Origin of the sequence: Serratia sp. CY40230, assembly GCF_052168835.1 — a bacterium.
GTDB classification, from domain to species: domain Bacteria; phylum Pseudomonadota; class Gammaproteobacteria; order Enterobacterales; family Enterobacteriaceae; genus Serratia; species Serratia nematodiphila.
In genome coordinates this window covers 1281785-1296824 of sequence record NZ_JBJNLX010000001.1, presented here as the reverse complement: position 1 = coordinate 1296824, position 15040 = coordinate 1281785, and the positions used below count along the sequence as shown (strand labels likewise).

Annotated in this window: 13 protein-coding genes; 5 read left to right on the top strand and 8 right to left on the bottom strand. The window is 57.5% G+C overall.

Annotated elements, in window-relative coordinates:
- Positions 1-10 precede the first annotated feature (10 nt).
- Both ACJ8IJ_RS06155 and ACJ8IJ_RS06150 read left to right on the top strand, forming a co-directional pair.
- Positions 11-5776, top strand: a complete 5766-nt coding sequence (locus ACJ8IJ_RS06155) for a DUF637 domain-containing protein (RefSeq protein ID WP_442518353.1) — start codon at positions 11-13, stop codon at positions 5774-5776.
- An 8-nt stretch (positions 5777-5784) separates the two neighbouring features.
- Positions 5785-6084, top strand: coding sequence for a hypothetical protein (locus ACJ8IJ_RS06150; RefSeq protein ID WP_241766758.1), 300 nt, complete (start codon positions 5785-5787; stop codon positions 6082-6084).
- 85 nt (positions 6085-6169) lie between these two features.
- Here ACJ8IJ_RS06150 and ACJ8IJ_RS06145 read toward each other — a convergent pair whose 3' ends face one another.
- From ACJ8IJ_RS06145 to purM, 4 genes are all read right to left on the bottom strand, one after another.
- Positions 6170-6385, bottom strand: coding sequence for a hypothetical protein (locus ACJ8IJ_RS06145; protein WP_004941628.1), 216 nt, complete (start codon positions 6383-6385; stop codon positions 6170-6172).
- A 195-nt stretch (positions 6386-6580) separates the two neighbouring features.
- On the bottom strand, positions 6581-7132 hold the full coding sequence (gene speG / locus ACJ8IJ_RS06140) for a spermidine N1-acetyltransferase (RefSeq protein WP_004941631.1): 552 nt from the start codon (positions 7130-7132) through the stop codon (positions 6581-6583).
- A gap of 113 nt (positions 7133-7245) precedes the next feature.
- The gene (gene purN / locus ACJ8IJ_RS06135) at positions 7246-7884 is read right to left on the bottom strand and encodes a phosphoribosylglycinamide formyltransferase (protein ID WP_004941635.1); all 639 of its coding nucleotides are present in this window, start codon (positions 7882-7884) and stop codon (positions 7246-7248) included.
- Positions 7884-8921 carry a phosphoribosylformylglycinamidine cyclo-ligase gene (gene purM / locus ACJ8IJ_RS06130; RefSeq protein ID WP_442518352.1) on the bottom strand — a complete coding sequence of 346 codons (1038 nt, stop codon included), beginning with the start codon at positions 8919-8921 and terminating at the stop codon, positions 7884-7886. The genes purN and purM overlap by 1 nt, the downstream gene beginning before the upstream one ends.
- Positions 8922-9176: 255 nt before the next feature.
- On the opposite strand from purM, the gene upp reads away from it, so the two are divergent.
- Positions 9177-9803 carry a uracil phosphoribosyltransferase gene (gene upp, locus ACJ8IJ_RS06125; RefSeq protein WP_004941642.1) on the top strand — a complete coding sequence of 209 codons (627 nt, stop codon included), beginning with the start codon at positions 9177-9179 and terminating at the stop codon, positions 9801-9803.
- Between the two features lie 76 nt (positions 9804-9879).
- Entirely contained in the window at positions 9880-11169 is a 1290-nt protein-coding gene (gene uraA, locus ACJ8IJ_RS06120) for a uracil permease (RefSeq protein WP_004941645.1), read from the top strand.
- Positions 11170-11217: 48 nt separating this feature from the next.
- On the opposite strand, the gene ACJ8IJ_RS06115 is transcribed toward uraA, so the two are convergent.
- Both ACJ8IJ_RS06115 and ACJ8IJ_RS06110 read right to left on the bottom strand, forming a co-directional pair.
- Positions 11218-11466: a GlsB/YeaQ/YmgE family stress response membrane protein gene (locus tag ACJ8IJ_RS06115; protein ID WP_004941647.1), complete on the bottom strand. Its 249-nt coding sequence runs from the start codon at positions 11464-11466 to the stop codon at positions 11218-11220.
- A gap of 33 nt (positions 11467-11499) precedes the next feature.
- Positions 11500-12021 carry a hypothetical protein gene (locus ACJ8IJ_RS06110; RefSeq protein WP_004941652.1) on the bottom strand — a complete coding sequence of 174 codons (522 nt, stop codon included), beginning with the start codon at positions 12019-12021 and terminating at the stop codon, positions 11500-11502.
- A 272-nt stretch (positions 12022-12293) separates the two neighbouring features.
- On the opposite strand from ACJ8IJ_RS06110, the gene hda reads away from it, so the two are divergent.
- On the top strand, positions 12294-12995 hold the full coding sequence (hda, locus tag ACJ8IJ_RS06105) for a DnaA inactivator Hda (protein ID WP_025159568.1): 702 nt from the start codon (positions 12294-12296) through the stop codon (positions 12993-12995).
- Between the two features lie 48 nt (positions 12996-13043).
- On the opposite strand, the gene arsC is transcribed toward hda, so the two are convergent.
- Together arsC and ACJ8IJ_RS06095 are read right to left on the bottom strand one after the other, a co-directional pair.
- Positions 13044-13397, bottom strand: coding sequence for an arsenate reductase (glutaredoxin) (gene arsC, locus ACJ8IJ_RS06100; protein ID WP_004941660.1), 354 nt, complete (start codon positions 13395-13397; stop codon positions 13044-13046).
- A gap of 20 nt (positions 13398-13417) precedes the next feature.
- Complete coding sequence (locus ACJ8IJ_RS06095; protein WP_131165025.1) at positions 13418-14887, bottom strand: beta-barrel assembly-enhancing protease; 1470 nt, start codon at positions 14885-14887, stop codon at positions 13418-13420.
- Positions 14888-15040 lie beyond the last annotated feature (153 nt).

Genomic DNA, 15040 nt, shown 5'->3' with positions numbered 1-15040 from the left:
AGGAATGAATATGGATAAGCTCAACCCTCCGTTGGCGCGGGGCGCCAGCTATTTGCTGATCTACCTGACGGCTTTCCAGCCGTTGCACCCGGCGTTCGCTGCCGGTATCACCGCCGCCAACGGCAATACGCAGGTGGTTATCAAGCCGGGTAACGTACCGGTGGTGAATATCGCCACGCCGAACGGTGCAGGCATCTCGCACAACACCTATAAAGATTTCAACGTTGGGCCACAGGGCGCCGTGTTGAATAACGCCACGCACGGTGGCAAAACGCAGCTGGGCGTGGAGATCTACAGCGCGCAGGGCAACACCTACCTGAAGGGAAAACCGGCGGAGTTGATCATCAATGAGGTGATCGGCGGCAGTCGTTCCGAGCTGCAGGGCAAACTCGAGGTATTCGGCAACAAGGCCAACGTGATGATCGCCAACCCGAATGGCATCACCTGCGACGGCTGCGGCTTTATCAATGCGCCGGGCGTGACGTTGACCACCGGCAAACCGCAGTTCGACAAGCAGGGCGCGCTGGAAGCGCTGGAGGTGAAAAAAGGCGGTGTCACCATCGGCGGTAAAGGGCTGGACGGCAGCGGCGCCGACTACGTCGATATCATCAGCCGCGCCACCGAGCTGAACGGCAAAATCAATGCGCAAAATCTGTCGCTGACCCAGGGCGCCAACCGCATCAGCTTCAAGGACGGCAGCATCAAACCGATCGCCGGTGAAGGCGCAAAACCTGTGCTGGCGGTGGATACCAAGGCGCTGGGCGGCATGTACGCCAACAAAATCCGCCTGGTGGCCAATGAGGATGGAGTAGGGGTGAACCTGAAAGACCTCACCAGCAAGCAGCGGGATATTACGCTGAGCGTTAATGGCAACCTGGTGCTTAACGGCACTACGCACAGCAAGGGGGACCTCAATGTCAGCGCCAAGGGATTGCACATTACGCCGGGCACTATCGTGCAGGCGGACGGTAACGCCACGTTAGCGACAACGACGCTGGTGAATGACGGGCAAACCAGCACCAGCGGCGATATGCGCATCTTCGGCGACCACATCCGCAACGCCGGGGAAAATGCCAAGCTGCACGCCAATAAAAATATGTGGATCCAAAAGGATGCGCAGGGCAACAAGGCTAAATCTGTCGAGAACCGTTCGGCGAAAATCCTGACCAACAGCGGCGACTTGGTGATACGCACGGAGAGTTTGAACAATGTGAGGCAAGAGGTTCAAGCCGTTTGGAAAAGTACCCCCGGTAACTCCAAAGCATTCAATAAATCCTTGGTGGGAAGTTATTACGACTCACGGCAAGGTGTTGACGCTATTGTGCTGTTGGAACCTGAACTGAAGGACTTTGGCATCGGCAGTTGGTTTGGCGAAATCAACCTGTCGAAAGGCGACAAGGTTAATGTGGGGAAAGACGAGTATCTCTTGGTGAAATCACAGGCGCCGGGAGTGATAAATTCAGGCAACAACGCTTATATCAACGCGACAACGCTATGGAACGATCAGTCGAATATCAGCGCGGCCAAAGATCTAATCCTGACGGGGAATGATTTTACCGTCAAGAGCATTCAACTCGGTCAGAAAGATCGGTACTGGCGCCTGGGAACGAACACGTTTGGCGTTGGGGAGTTTGCCCGTGACGAAGATGCGCCTCCCGGAGATTGGGATCTGCTGTATGTCACGGAAAAAGCCCCTTATACCAAGCAGCAGGAGCTTGTTGTCTGGCAAGCAAAGGGGCAGCAAAAATCATCGATTACCGCCGGTAATAATCTCACTGCGGATTTTAAAAATAAGATAGAAATCAGTACGCCGACGCCTCATGAAAATCAGCTGAATGAAGTGGTCTCCTCCGGCAGACCTGAGTCGCTTAAGGCGCGGAATGTTCTGCTGCATGCCAAAAACATCGTCGGCACTGATGCGATTCGTGCTGACGGCAATATCACCGCGATTGCCGAAGATCGAATTGTTCTTGGGCAAGGCATTTTGGCCGCCGGAAAAGAGCTGTCTCTGACGGCAGTCAACACTATCGACGCGTGGCAAAGTGAGCTGAAAGGGCAGGACGTCACGTTAAACGCCAAAAACGGTGAGATAAAAATACATTCCAGTGAGAAACCTCACTACTTCCGCCCTGACGGTTCTCGCTGGTTGGGCAGCCTTGAGGCTGCACGCGATTTGTCTCTCACGGCTGGCAGCACCATTACGTTGCTGAATACGCTGTTGGCGCCACAAAGCCGAAATATCGCCATGACGGCTAACGGCAGCATTGCAATCGTCAAAAACAGCGCGTTGTTGGAGGGGCCGCTATTGGGGGGACCGGTTTCTCCGGCTAAACGGCAAGAATACTTCAACCAACTGTTGGCCAGTGGCCAAATGAGGGCAACGGGTTCGGTGCTGCTCAATAGCGGTGGCTATCTGGCGCTACGCGGCACCAAGATTAATGCGGACAAGGACGTTACGCTGTTAGCCGCCCATAACGCCGATCTTAACTACCGTGAGCTTGACGGCCGATTCAATGCGCTTTTCCCTGTGTCCCGCACGCCTGAACTGGGCAGCCGGGTACACGCCGGCGGCAATTTGCTGATTAACTCGGCCCGCGACATCGGCACCCAGGGCGGCGCACTTTCCGCTAACGGCAACATCACGCTGCTGGCCGGGCAGAATCTATGGTTATCGAATGTCGCCTATTCCGCCATTGATGCCGCCAACGACAACAACAAAGACGACCGCCATGTGGTCACTACGCTCAGCGCCGGGAAAAACCTGACCGCGTCGGCGAATAACCAACTGCTGACTTACGGCGCCAGTCTGACCTCCGGCGCTAACATGACGCTAACCTCCGGCGGCGATATGCGCTTCGAGGCGGTGCAAAACCACACTTACCGCGAGGGCGGCAACGAATTTACCGAAACCCGCACCCAGCAAGGGACCGAGCTGAATGCTGGCGGCCTTATGACGGTGATTTCCGGCGGCAGTATTTTGTTCCAGGCGACCAAGCTGGTGGTTAAAGGATTAGGGGCGAACTGGAAACCATCGGTAGCGGTGACGGATTGGGGGAGTCGGATAGCGGCGGCGGAGCAGGCGGTGAATGCAGCGCAGCAACGTATCAACGATGCGGACAGTCGCAAAAGCCAGGCTCAAGGCCAACTTGCCATACTGCAAAATGCTTACAACGCGGCTGTAGCCGAAAGAGCTGAAGCCCAACGGCGATGGGATAACCCACCCAAGTTCCCATGTTGCGGATATACCGACGAACAGCACAATATTGAGTCGGAGATAGCGGCAAGATTGGTGAACGCAAAGCACGCAGTGCAACAGGCCAAGATTGCACTGGACTCGGCCAACAACACTATTAACCAGGCTGGCTCGCAGACAGTGCAGGCAACGCGCGAACGGGATGAGTCGCAGCAACGTCTCGTTGCCCTGCGTCAGGAAGCCCAAAGCAAAGGCATTGACGAAGCCAAACAAAAAGCGCAGGTCGACGCCCATAATCAGGCCGAAGCCATGCGTGTCGGAAATATGGATATTGCTGCCAAGGGTGGCTATCTCTACGGCCAGGCGATGGAGGAGTCCAGCCACTACGAGAAAAAGGAAACCAAGCGCAAATGGTGGGGCAAGAAAACCGAGGTTAAGCAGACCCGCCATGACGTGACCAACAAGGTTACCGAGTTTACCGCCGCCGGCAATATCACGCTGATGAGCCGCGACGACAGCACCTATGAAGCCAGCAAAATCGCCGCCGGGCAAAACGCGCGCCTGACCAGCTCCCGTGGTCAGGTTAACTTCCGCGCGGTGAAAAACACCTCTTTCGAACAGGCCGTCAGCAATTCGAAGGGCTTCTTTATCAAGCAGGCCAATAAAGGGTACGAAGACAATAAGTGGGTGTTGCCGAGCATTCATACCGGTGGTGCCTTGACCGTAGAGGCCGCCAAGGGCGTCAACGCCGATGTGAAGGTGAAAAACGGTCAGGCGCTGCAAAGCGCCATCGACGCGCTGGGCAATACGCCGGGCACCACCTGGGTCAAAGATCTGAACAAGCGCAACGACGTGCAGTGGAGCAAGGTCAAGGACGCCTACGACAGCTGGGATTACAAGAGCCAGCACCTGAACCCGGCGGTGGCGGCGGTGATCGCCATCGCGGCCGCAGCGGTGACCGCTGGCAGTTCACTGGCGGCTACGGCAGCCTCCAGCGTTTCCGGCGCCGTGGGCGGCGGGGCGGTAACCAGCGGCGCAGTCACCGCTGGTATGTCTTCGCTGGCCTCCCAGGCGGCGGTGGCGCTGGTGGAGAACCAGGGCAACCTGTCGAAAACCCTGCAGGCGCTGGGCAGCAATGAAAACGTCAAAGCGACCGCCACGGCGATGGCGATCGGCGGCGCGCTCAACGGCTTCGACAGCGCGATGGGCTGGAGCAAGGACGCGGCGGGCAAACCGCTCAATCCAAACAACGTCAAACTGCCGCAGCTGAGCAACGGCGACTGGAGCAAGGTGGCGCAGCGGGTGGCCGGGCAATCGGTCATCAGCTCCAGCCTGAATACCGCCATTAATGGCGGCAGCTTCAAGGACAACCTGACCAATGCGCTGCTGGCGAACATCGGTAACCAGGTTCAGGCCGAGGGCGCCAATCTGATTGGGGATAACGGCCAGGTTCTCGATATACCGGGCCGGGCCGTAAGCCATGCCGTTCTGGCGGGCGTGGCCGCAGAAATCGGCAAAGGCAATGCCAAGGGTGCGGCGGCAGGGGCGCTGGCGGCGGAGCTGGCCGGGGTGATATTGGGCGACAATATCATCAAGCCGGAGGAGTGGCAGAAGAAATCGGAACAGCAGGCGCAGATGGCACGAGTGCTGGGCGCAGCCGCAGGCGCAGTCTTTACCGGCAAGTCTGATGGTGCTTATAGCGGCGCCACCGGGGGTGAGAATGCGTTCCGATACAACTATCTCAGCCACAAACAACAAGAATTGATGGAGAAGGATTTGGCGGCCGCGAAATCGCCGCTTGATAAAGCGGTGGTGTTGGCGAACTGGGGAATAACGAGCCACACCCAGGATGGCGCCTTTGCGGCGGGTGTAGTCTCGGGCATCCCGGTTGAAATCAGCGATACGGTGGATGGTTTAGTCGCCGTGGCCAGCAATCCACGCGAGGCAGCGGATGCATTAATAGCTCTGATAAAGAACGATGAACGCTTCTCGATTATTGGCGAAAGTGTGAAACAGGAATACTTGGGTCGGGTCGAGACATTCAAGACGAAGTACGAACATGCCGGCGTGGATGGCGCTTTTGGTGCAGGTCTGGAGTTCGGCAAACTGACGATGGCTGGGCTAGGGTTGTTTGCTGGGGCCGCCGGCGCAGGTAAGCTGGGTGTTAAGGTGACCACCAACACCATTAAGGCAGCTGAGAAGGCTGCATTTAAATCGCCCAATCTCGTTGGTCTAAGCCAACAGACGCAGAAGTTAATCAAAGATGCTGAGGGGATATCTACGGCGAAAGGGATACAAGTTATTTCACCACGCGATTTAAATGAGCAAGTTCTTTGGAATATAGTGAGAAACAACCCAGAGCACGGAACCCCACTGAAAGGATTGAATAATGACTCTCGTTTCCCGGTTGAAGCAGGATTCCAGAAAATGGATGCAACGCATTATTTGCCTGATGGAAGTACAATAAGCATTCATTATCAGTTCAACTCGAACACAGGCAAGGCGTATGATATGAAGATAACCTCGCCCAAACGTAGTACTATTCAACCCGGCCCCTCATTGAATGAAGGTAAAAAGCCATGATAGTTCAAATGAAAGATGGTAAAGAGATCAATGTGTTTGCTATTTACTGGGTCGAGTTCAACTCACAAACAGTAGTTTTGGGTTTGCCGAGAAATAGTGGTGGGTTGACGGCAATTAATATGGATTCAGTAACTGTTGTTGATCCTCGATTGGAGGGGCAGTTTGTTTATTATGATCATGGGATTTTTCATCATTCTCTTATTGACGAGAATCTATTGGATGATGTGCTTGAATATGATGAGAAAGCATATGTTCGGTTCTTATCTATTTTGAAATCAGAAGGGCTTATAGACCAAGATTTTTACTGAGAAAAAACACCTTTGTCAGGCTACAGATTTTTCGGTGAAAATGTGAGATTTAATGAGAACGGCTCTTCGGAGCCGTTTTCTATTTTTATCGTCCCCGCCCCGTAACCCGCAGCACCACCCCCACCAGCAGCAACGCAGCCCCCGAGGCATAGAGCGGGAACCAGCGCGTCCACCAGAGCGGGGAAAACAGCGGGGTACTATTGGGATCTGCAGGCGCGTAGCCGCTATAGGTATTCAGGCCGGCGGCGATGGCGATCATCGCCAGACCGATAAAAAGCAGCAGGTTTGAGACGGTCGTCATGGCATTTTTCCTTTGTAGAGGTAGAGGGTAATTCTTACTATTAATTATTTTTCGATTAATTATCTTGAGGGATATTATTTACTTTCGTATTCATCAGATTATTTCCTGACGATAAAATAGCATCCATTAATACTAGTCGCTTATTTCCCAATAAAAAACCCGCCTGGGCGGGTTTTCTCTTTTTCTCGCTAAGCGTCACTTCACCAGCGGCTTATCATTGGGCGTTTTGAACTTCGCCAGATATTGCGGCTGGAAAATGCACATGCGCAGCACGGTGCGGTATTCGCCGTTGACGAAGAACTCGTCGATCAGCTCGCCTTCCACGTTGAAGCCCAGCTTGCTGTAGATGTGGATCGCCTTCGGGTTCTCCTTGTCGACGATCAGGTACAGTTTGTACAGGTTCAGCACCGAGAAGCCGTAGTCCATCGCCAGCCGGGCGGCGGTGCTGGCGTAGCCTTTGCCCTGGTGGGCAGGATCGATGATGATCTGGAATTCTGCGCGGCGGTGGATGTGATCGATCTCCACCAGCTCCACCAGGCCGACCTTGGCGCCTTCGTGCTCGATGATAAAGCGGCGCTCGCTCTGATCGTGGATGTGTTTGTCGTAGAGATCGGAAAGCTCGACAAAGGCTTCATAGGGTTCTTCAAACCAATAGCGCATAACGCTGGCATTGTTGTCCATCTGGTGGACGAACGACAGATCGTCCCGTTCCAATGGGCGTAATCTGACGCTGGCAGTGCTGGACATGTGGGCTCCTCTGTACCGTGAAATTGTGCAAAGTATAACTTCACAGAATGGATGAAGGCGAAAAAAAACGGCGCCGCGTGGGCGCCGTTTAGGCAAGGTTCAGGCTGCGCGCATCAGTCGGCGGCGTGACCCTGCTCAGGCAGGCGTTCGCCGTCCAGCCAGGCGGCGCCGTCGCGCATCGCCAGGCGGCCGTCGACGAACCAGCTCACCACCAGCGGATAGATCGTGTGTTCCTGGGTTTGCACCCGTTCAACCACGTCATCCTCTTCGTCGTCAGCGAAAATCGGCACCTTGGCCTGCAAAATCACCGGGCCGCCGTCGAGCTGTTCGGTCACGAAGTGCACCGAGGTGCCGTGTTCGCTGTCGCCGTTGTCGATGGCCTGACGATGCGTATGCAGCCCTGGGTATTTCGGCAGCAGGGAAGGGTGAATGTTCAGCATGCGGCCGGCATAACGCTGCACGAACTGCGGGCTGAGGATGCGCATATAGCCGGCCAGCACCACCAGATCGGGCTGGTACTGGTCGATGGCGTCCGCCAGCGCGGCGTCGAACGCCGTGCGATCGGCGTAGGCCTTGGCATCCAGCGCCTGGGCGGCGATGCCCGCCGCTTCGGCGCGTTGCAGGCCGTAAGCCTGCGCCTTATTGCTGAACACCGCCACGATTTCGGCGGCGATGCGGCCCTGCTGGCAGGCGTCAATCAGCGCCTGGAGATTGCTCCCCTGGCCGGAGACCAACACCACGATCTTTTTCATCAGTTGATGACCACTTGTTGTTCGTCGGAAGAGGCGGTCAGTTTACCGATTTTCCACGCTTTTTCACCTGCCGCGGTCAGCAGCGCGATGGCCGCTTCCACTTCGGCTTCCGGCAGGGCGATGACCATGCCTACGCCGCAGTTGAAGGTGCGGTACATTTCATGACGGCTGACGTTGCCGGCCTGCTGCAGCCAGGTGAACACCGCCGGCCACTGCCAGCTGGCTTCGTCGATCACCGCCTGCATGCCTTCCGGCAGCACGCGCGGAATGTTTTCCCAGAAGCCGCCGCCGGTGAGGTGAGCGATGGCGTGGACGTCCGCCTTCTCGATCAGCTCCAGCACGGACTTCACGTAAATCTTGGTCGGCGCCAGCAGGTGGTCGGCCAGCGGTTTGCCTTCCAGCTGGGTGGCGGTCGGCTCGGTGTTGCTCACTTCCAGGATCTTGCGCACCAGCGAGTAGCCGTTGGAGTGCGGGCCGGAAGCGCCCAGGGCGATCAGCGCATCGCCGGACTGCACTTTGCTGCCGTCGATGATCTCGGATTTTTCGACCACGCCGACGCAGAAACCGGCCACGTCGTAATCTTCGCCGTGGTACATGCCCGGCATTTCAGCGGTTTCGCCGCCCACCAGCGCACAGCCGGACTGCTTGCAGCCTTCGGCGATGCCGGAGATCACGCTGGCCGCAGTGTCTACGTCCAGTTTGCCGGTGGCGTAGTAGTCGAGGAAGAACAGCGGCTCGGCGCCCTGAACCACCAGATCGTTGACGCACATCGCCACCAGATCGATGCCGATGGTGTCGTGGCGTTTCAGATCCATCGCCAGACGCAGCTTGGTGCCCACGCCGTCGGTACCGGAAACCAGCACCGGCTCGCGGTATTTCTGCGGCAACGCACACAGGGCGCCAAACCCGCCCAGACCGCCCATCACTTCCGGGCGACGGGTCTGTTTAACTACACCTTTGATGCGATCTACCAATGCGTTGCCTGCATCGATATCGACACCTGCGTCTTTATAGCTGAGAGAGGTTTTGTCGGTCACTGCGCGATTCCCCACGACGGTTTGCGGTTTGAAAACTGTGCTTCCGATGTTGATTCCGGAATAAGGCGCGGCAATTCTAACAGCGCAGGCAAACGTTTGCGAGCGGCTTGTGAACCGGCTCCGCTTTTTCGTCATCTATACTGATATTCAAACTTTTGTTGATCCCGATCGGGCTATTGTGGGTGGCGCAGCGAAAAAAAGGAGGTATAATCCCGCGATTTTTTTGGCCGCAACCACCTTAATAGGAGAAAAATGATGAAGATCGTTGAGGTGAAACACCCGCTGGTAAAACACAAGCTTGGCCTGATGCGCGAAAATGACATCAGCACCAAACGCTTCCGTGAGCTGGCCTCAGAAGTGGGTAGTTTACTGACCTATGAAGCGACCGCCGATCTGGAGACGGAAAAAGTCACCATCGAAGGCTGGTGCGGGCCAGTTGAAGTGGACCAGATCAAAGGGAAAAAGATTACCGTAGTGCCAATCCTGCGCGCCGGTCTGGGCATGATGGAAGGGGTGCTGGAGCACGTGCCGAGCGCGCGCATCAGCGTGGTGGGCGTTTACCGCGATGAAGAAACCCTGGAGCCGGTGCCGTACTTCCAGAAGCTGGTTTCCAACATCGAAGAGCGCATGGCGCTGGTCGTCGACCCGATGCTGGCCACCGGCGGTTCGATGATCGCCACTATCGATCTGCTGAAGAAAGCCGGCTGCCATAGCATCAAGGTGCTGGTTCTGGTTGCGGCGCCGGAAGGCATCGCCGCGCTGGAGAAAGCGCATCCGGACGTTGAGCTGTACACCGCCTCCATCGATCAGTGTCTGAACGACAAGGGTTATATCGTGCCTGGCCTGGGCGATGCGGGCGACAAGATATTTGGTACCAAGTAAACATTTGAGCCGACTTAATGAGTCGGCTTTTTTTTGACTAAAACCTATAAAACCAATAAACCGAGGAAAAACACACATGACCCGTCGCGCCATCGGCGTCAGCGAGCGCCCGCCGCTGCTCCAGACCATTCCGCTCAGCTTCCAGCACCTGTTCGCCATGTTCGGCGCCACCGTGCTGGTGCCTATCCTGTTCAAGATCAACCCGGCGACCGTGCTGCTGTTCAACGGCATCGGCACGCTGCTGTATCTGTTCATCTGTAAAGGCAAGATCCCGGCTTACCTCGGTTCCAGCTTCGCGTTTATCTCGCCGGTGCTGCTGCTGTTGCCGCTCGGTTATGAAGTGGCGTTAGGCGGTTTCATCATGTGCGGCGTGCTGTTCTGCCTGGTGGCGCTGATCGTGAAAAAGGCCGGCACCGGCTGGCTGGATGTGATGTTCCCGCCGGCGGCGATGGGGGCGATCGTCGCCGTCATTGGCCTGGAGTTGGCGGGCGTGGCGGCCAATATGGCGGGGCTGCTGCCGGCTGAAGGCGCCAGCGCCGACTCGACCACCATCACCATTTCGCTGGTGACGCTGGCGGTCACGGTGCTCGGCTCGGTGCTGTTCCGCGGCTTCCTGGCGATTATCCCGATCCTGATCGGCGTGCTGGTGGGTTATGCGCTGTCGTTCTTCATGGGCGTGGTGGATTTGACTCCGATCCGCGAGGCGCACTGGTTCGCGCTGCCGACCTTCTACACCCCGCGCTTTGAGTGGTTCGCCATCTTCACCATTCTGCCGGCGGCGCTGGTGGTGATCGCCGAGCACGTCGGCCACCTGGTGGTGACCGCCAACATCGTGAAAAAAGACCTGATCCGCGATCCGGGCCTGCACCGCTCGATGTTCGCCAACGGCATCTCGACGGTATTCTCCGGCTTCTTCGGCTCCACGCCGAACACCACCTACGGCGAGAACATTGGCGTGATGGCCATCACCAAGGTCTACAGCACCTGGGTGATCGGCGGCGCGGCGGTGCTGGCGATCCTGTTGTCCTGCATCGGCAAGCTGGCGGCGGCGATCCAGGCGGTGCCGGTGCCGGTGATGGGCGGAGTTTCGCTGCTGCTGTACGGTGTGATCGGCGCTTCGGGCATTCGCGTGCTGATCGAGTCCAAAGTGGACTACAACAAAGCGCAAAACCTGATTTTAACCTCGGTGATCCTGATTATCGGCGTGAGCGGCGCCAAGGTGCATATCGGCGCGGCGGAGCTGAAAGGCATGGCGCTGGCGACCATCGTCGGCATTGGCTTGAGCCTGCTGTTCAAGGTCATCAGCCTGTTCCGCAAGGAAGAAGAGGTGCTCGACGCGCCGGACGAACCGGCAGAGCAGAAGTAACGAAAAGGGCAGCCCATGGGGCTGCCCTTTTGACTGATGGCATTCGCCTCAGCTGCGAATTTTGCGGTACACGAACAGCACCACGATGGCGCCGATAACCGCCACCACGAAGCTGCCGAAGTTGAAGCCGTCAACCTTGCCGTAGCCGAAGAAGGTGCTGATATAGCCGCCGACCACGGCGCCGACGATCCCCAGCACGACGGTCAGAATAAAGCCGCCGCCGTCTTTGCCGGGCATGATCCACTTAGCCAAAATACCGGCGATCAGGCCGAAGATAATCCAGGAAATAATCCCCATTTACTGCTCCTTTCTTTGGTGGCTGAGAATAGCTTACTGCTGGGTGGCCGGCTGAGTCTGAGTATTGCCGTTCACCGCCGCATCGGTCTCTTGTTTCAACTCTTGCGCTTTGTTTTCGGCGCTGTTCTTGATGGCTTCGGTCTTGGCCTTGGCCTGCTCGGTCAGATCGTTGGCGCCGTTGATGGCGTCGTTTTTGATGGCCTTGGCCTGATCCACCAACTGCTGGCTCTGCTTGCCGGCGTCATCTTTGATCGCGGCGGCCTTGGCCTTGGCGTCGTTGGTGATGGCGTCCGCCTGCTTGGCGGCTTCATCTTTAATCGCCGAAGCTTTGTCCTTCAGCTGGTCAGCCTGCGTGGCGGCCTCTTTTTTGATTTCATCCGCCGTCGCTTTCGCCTTGTCCGTCAGATCGTCCGCTTTTTTCTGGGCGGCGTCTTTCATCTGCTCGGCGCTGTCTTTGGCTTTATCCAGGTTGGCGTCAACCTTGGACGAGTCATCACAGCCGGCAACCAACAACCCGATAAAGGAGGCCAACAGCACTTTATTCCATACTTTCATCGTCTATATCCTTGCAGAAACCTTGTTGATGGTGATTGCATTTAGCCTACCTATACTAGGCCAGATTTGGCTTAAATGACAAATTTAACCTGCGCAGGCATGGGGTTAGGGAATGATATCGGATAATTCTTGCCTTGGCGGGCGCCGCAGCCAATCAAGCGGCGCTTAGGCATTGTTCACTATTGCGGCATAAGATCCTGCCGGTTCAACAGCGCCCGTTTTCTGTGTTAAACTGCCCACGTTTTTCTGCCAGTTTTGGTTGAGGTGCTTCTCTGAATACGCCGGCACAGCTTTCACTGCCACTTTATCTTCCCGATGATGAAACTTTCGCCAGTTTTTATCCGGGCGAGAACCCATCCCTATTAGCCGCGATCCAATCCGCCGTCCGTCAGGAACATGGCAGCTATATCTATTTCTGGTCGCGTGAAGGCGGCGGGCGCAGCCATTTGCTGCATGCGGCCTGCGCCGAGCTTTCGCAGAAGGGGGAAGCGGTGGGCTATGTGCCGCTCGACAAGCGCGCTTACTTCGTGCCTGAAGTGTTGGACGGCATGGAACAGCTGGCGCTGGTCTGCATCGACAATATCGAATGCATCGCCGGCGACGAAGAGTGGGAGATGGCGATCTTCAACCTTTACAACCGCATCCTGGAAACCGGCCGCACCCGTTTGTTCATCACCGGGGATCGCCCGCCGCGTCAGCTGAACCTGCGTTTACCGGATCTGGCTTCGCGTCTGGACTGGGGGCAGATCTACAAGCTGCAGCCGCTGTCGGACGAAGAGAAGCTGCTGGCGCTGCAGCTGCGCGGCAAACTGCGCGGCTTCGAGCTGCCGGAAGACGTGGGCCGCTTCCTGCTGAAGCGGCTGGATCGCGAGATGCGCACGCTGTTTATGACCCTCGATCAGCTCGATCGCGCCTCGATCACTGCCCAACGCAAGCTCACCATTCCGTTCGTTAAAGAGATCCTGGGGCTGTAGCCGCTACCGTAAAAGAAAGGGCGCAATAGTCCGCGCCCGAATTCGAATTTACAAAATCTCCAGCACCTGCTCCGGTGGCCGGCCGATGCGCGCCTTGCTGCCTTTCACCACGATCGGGCGTTCGATCAGTTTCGGGTTCGCCGTCATCGCCGCCAGCAGTTGCTCTTCGCTCAGGCTGTCGTCCGCCAGCTTCAATTCCTTGTACAGATCTTCTTTTTTGCGCATCAGCTCGCGCGCGGATGTGAAGCCCAGTTCCTTCAACAGCTTTTTCAGCTCATCGACCGTAGGGGGCGTTTCGAGGTACAGCACCACCTTGGGATCGACACCGTGCTGCTCCAGCAGCGCCAGGGTTTCACGGCTCTTGGAGCAGCGCGGGTTGTGGTAAATCGTGACGTTTTTCATGGCGTTCATTCCTTGTTGAATCAGCTGCGCTGGTATTGGCGGAAGCGCTGTTGCAGTTGGCGCAGCTGGTCGATGCGCGCATCGTAGCGCGCCTGTTTCAGGCTGCCGAGTTTCTGCAGCGAGCTGGCATTGCTGAGCAGGCCGATGGCCTGATCGAGCCGGCCGGTCAGCGCCAGGCTTTCGGCGCGGGCCGACAGCTCTTCATCGCGCAGCCCCTGAGCGGCGCTGGCCTGCGCCAGCAGATCCCAGCCGTTCGGATCGTCCGGATGGGCAAAGGTGTAGCGGTTCAGGATCTTCGACGCCTGCGCCGGCTGGTTGCCTTCGACATAGGCGTTGGCCAGATTGAGCTGCAGCACCGGGTTGTTGTTCTGGGCGGCGTTGGCCGCCTGCAGGCGGGCGATGGCCTGCGGCGCGCGTTTCTGACCGAGATCGATGTCGGTCATCAGGTCGATCAGCCAGACGTTTTTCGCATCCTGCGCCAGCATCGGCTGAATGAGGTTGCGCGCGTCGTCGTATTTTTTCGCTTCATAGAACAGAATGGCGCGGCCGTATTTGGCGGCCGCCTGTTCGCGCACGTTGCCCTTGCTGAGTGAGCCGAGCAGCTCTTCGTTCAGGCCGTAGCCTTCCGAGCTGTACATGCCCAGGGCGCGCACCTTGGCCATCAGGTAGTCCTGCGAAGACTGCACGATGTGTTTCGGCATCTGGTTGGCGCGGTTGCGCGCGTCGGAGAGGCGGCTGTCCGGCAACGGGTGCGTCAGCAGCATTTCCGGCGGCTTGGAGGCGTAACGCGACTGATCCGAGAGTTTCTGCAGGAAGTCGGGCATGGCTTCCGGATCGAAACCGGCGCGCTGCAGCACCTGAATGCCGATGCGGTCGGCTTCCTGTTCGTTCGATTGGGTAAAGCTGATCATGCCCTGCTGGGTGCCAGCCATGGTGCCGCTCAGCGCCGCCATGCCCATGGTCGGGTTGGCCATCGCCAGCAGAATGGAACCGAGTGCGCCCACCCAGGTCAGCGGGGCGTTGCGCTGCTGATCTTCCATGGCGCGCGCCAGGTGGCGCTGGGTAACGTGCGAGATTTCGTGCGCCAGCACCGAAGCCAGCTGGCTTTCGTTGTCGCTGACGCGAAATAGCGCGGAGTGCAGCACCACGTTGCCGCCGAAGAAGGCGAAGGCGTTGATCTCGTCGTTGCGCACCAGATAGAAATGGAACGGCGTGCGCACCGAATAGGCGCTGGCCACCAGCCGGTTGCCCAGCTGATTGATGTACTGGCTCAGCAGCGGATCGTTGATCAGCGGGGCGCTGGCGCGCAGTTGGCGCACATAGAAATCGCCCATCGCCAGCTCTTGTCCGATGCTCAGGGTGCCGCCGGCGGAGGTGCCCATATCCGGCAACTGGTCCTGGCTTTCCGCCTGTGCTGGCGCCAGGGCGGTGGCGTTCAGCGTGCTGAGCAGCAGCACCGCTAACGCGGTTTTGGTCAACCGGTTGGTCATAGTCAGGCGTTTCCCTTAAATAATCATTTCTAAGACGTCAGCAGCAGACAAGAGTTCTTTATTCCCGCGGCGCAATCCGCGCGAAAGTGCGGCGGCTCACAAACCGCGGCGGCGGTACCCATCACATCATAGTCAGCCGTAGGCGACAAGGAA

What these genes read in the sequence shown, in the direction of transcription:
- arsC (WP_004941660.1), bottom strand. Translation starts at nt 13,397, where the DNA reads ATGAAAAACGTCACGATTTACCACAACCCGCGCTGCTCCAAGAGCCGT.
- ACJ8IJ_RS06095 (WP_131165025.1), bottom strand. Translation starts at nt 14,887, where the DNA reads ATGACCAACCGGTTGACCAAAACCGCGTTAGCGGTGCTGCTGCTCAGC.
- uraA (WP_004941645.1), top strand. Translation starts at nt 9,880, where the DNA reads ATGACCCGTCGCGCCATCGGCGTCAGCGAGCGCCCGCCGCTGCTCCAG.
- ACJ8IJ_RS06145 (WP_004941628.1), bottom strand. Translation starts at nt 6,385, where the DNA reads ATGACGACCGTCTCAAACCTGCTGCTTTTTATCGGTCTGGCGATGATC.
- ACJ8IJ_RS06155 (WP_442518353.1), top strand. Translation starts at nt 11, where the DNA reads ATGGATAAGCTCAACCCTCCGTTGGCGCGGGGCGCCAGCTATTTGCTG.
- ACJ8IJ_RS06110 (WP_004941652.1), bottom strand. Translation starts at nt 12,021, where the DNA reads ATGAAAGTATGGAATAAAGTGCTGTTGGCCTCCTTTATCGGGTTGTTG.
- speG (WP_004941631.1), bottom strand. Translation starts at nt 7,132, where the DNA reads ATGTCCAGCACTGCCAGCGTCAGATTACGCCCATTGGAACGGGACGAT.
- purN (WP_004941635.1), bottom strand. Translation starts at nt 7,884, where the DNA reads ATGAAAAAGATCGTGGTGTTGGTCTCCGGCCAGGGGAGCAATCTCCAG.
- upp (WP_004941642.1), top strand. Translation starts at nt 9,177, where the DNA reads ATGAAGATCGTTGAGGTGAAACACCCGCTGGTAAAACACAAGCTTGGC.
- ACJ8IJ_RS06150 (WP_241766758.1), top strand. Translation starts at nt 5,785, where the DNA reads ATGAAAGATGGTAAAGAGATCAATGTGTTTGCTATTTACTGGGTCGAG.
- ACJ8IJ_RS06115 (WP_004941647.1), bottom strand. Translation starts at nt 11,466, where the DNA reads ATGGGGATTATTTCCTGGATTATCTTCGGCCTGATCGCCGGTATTTTG.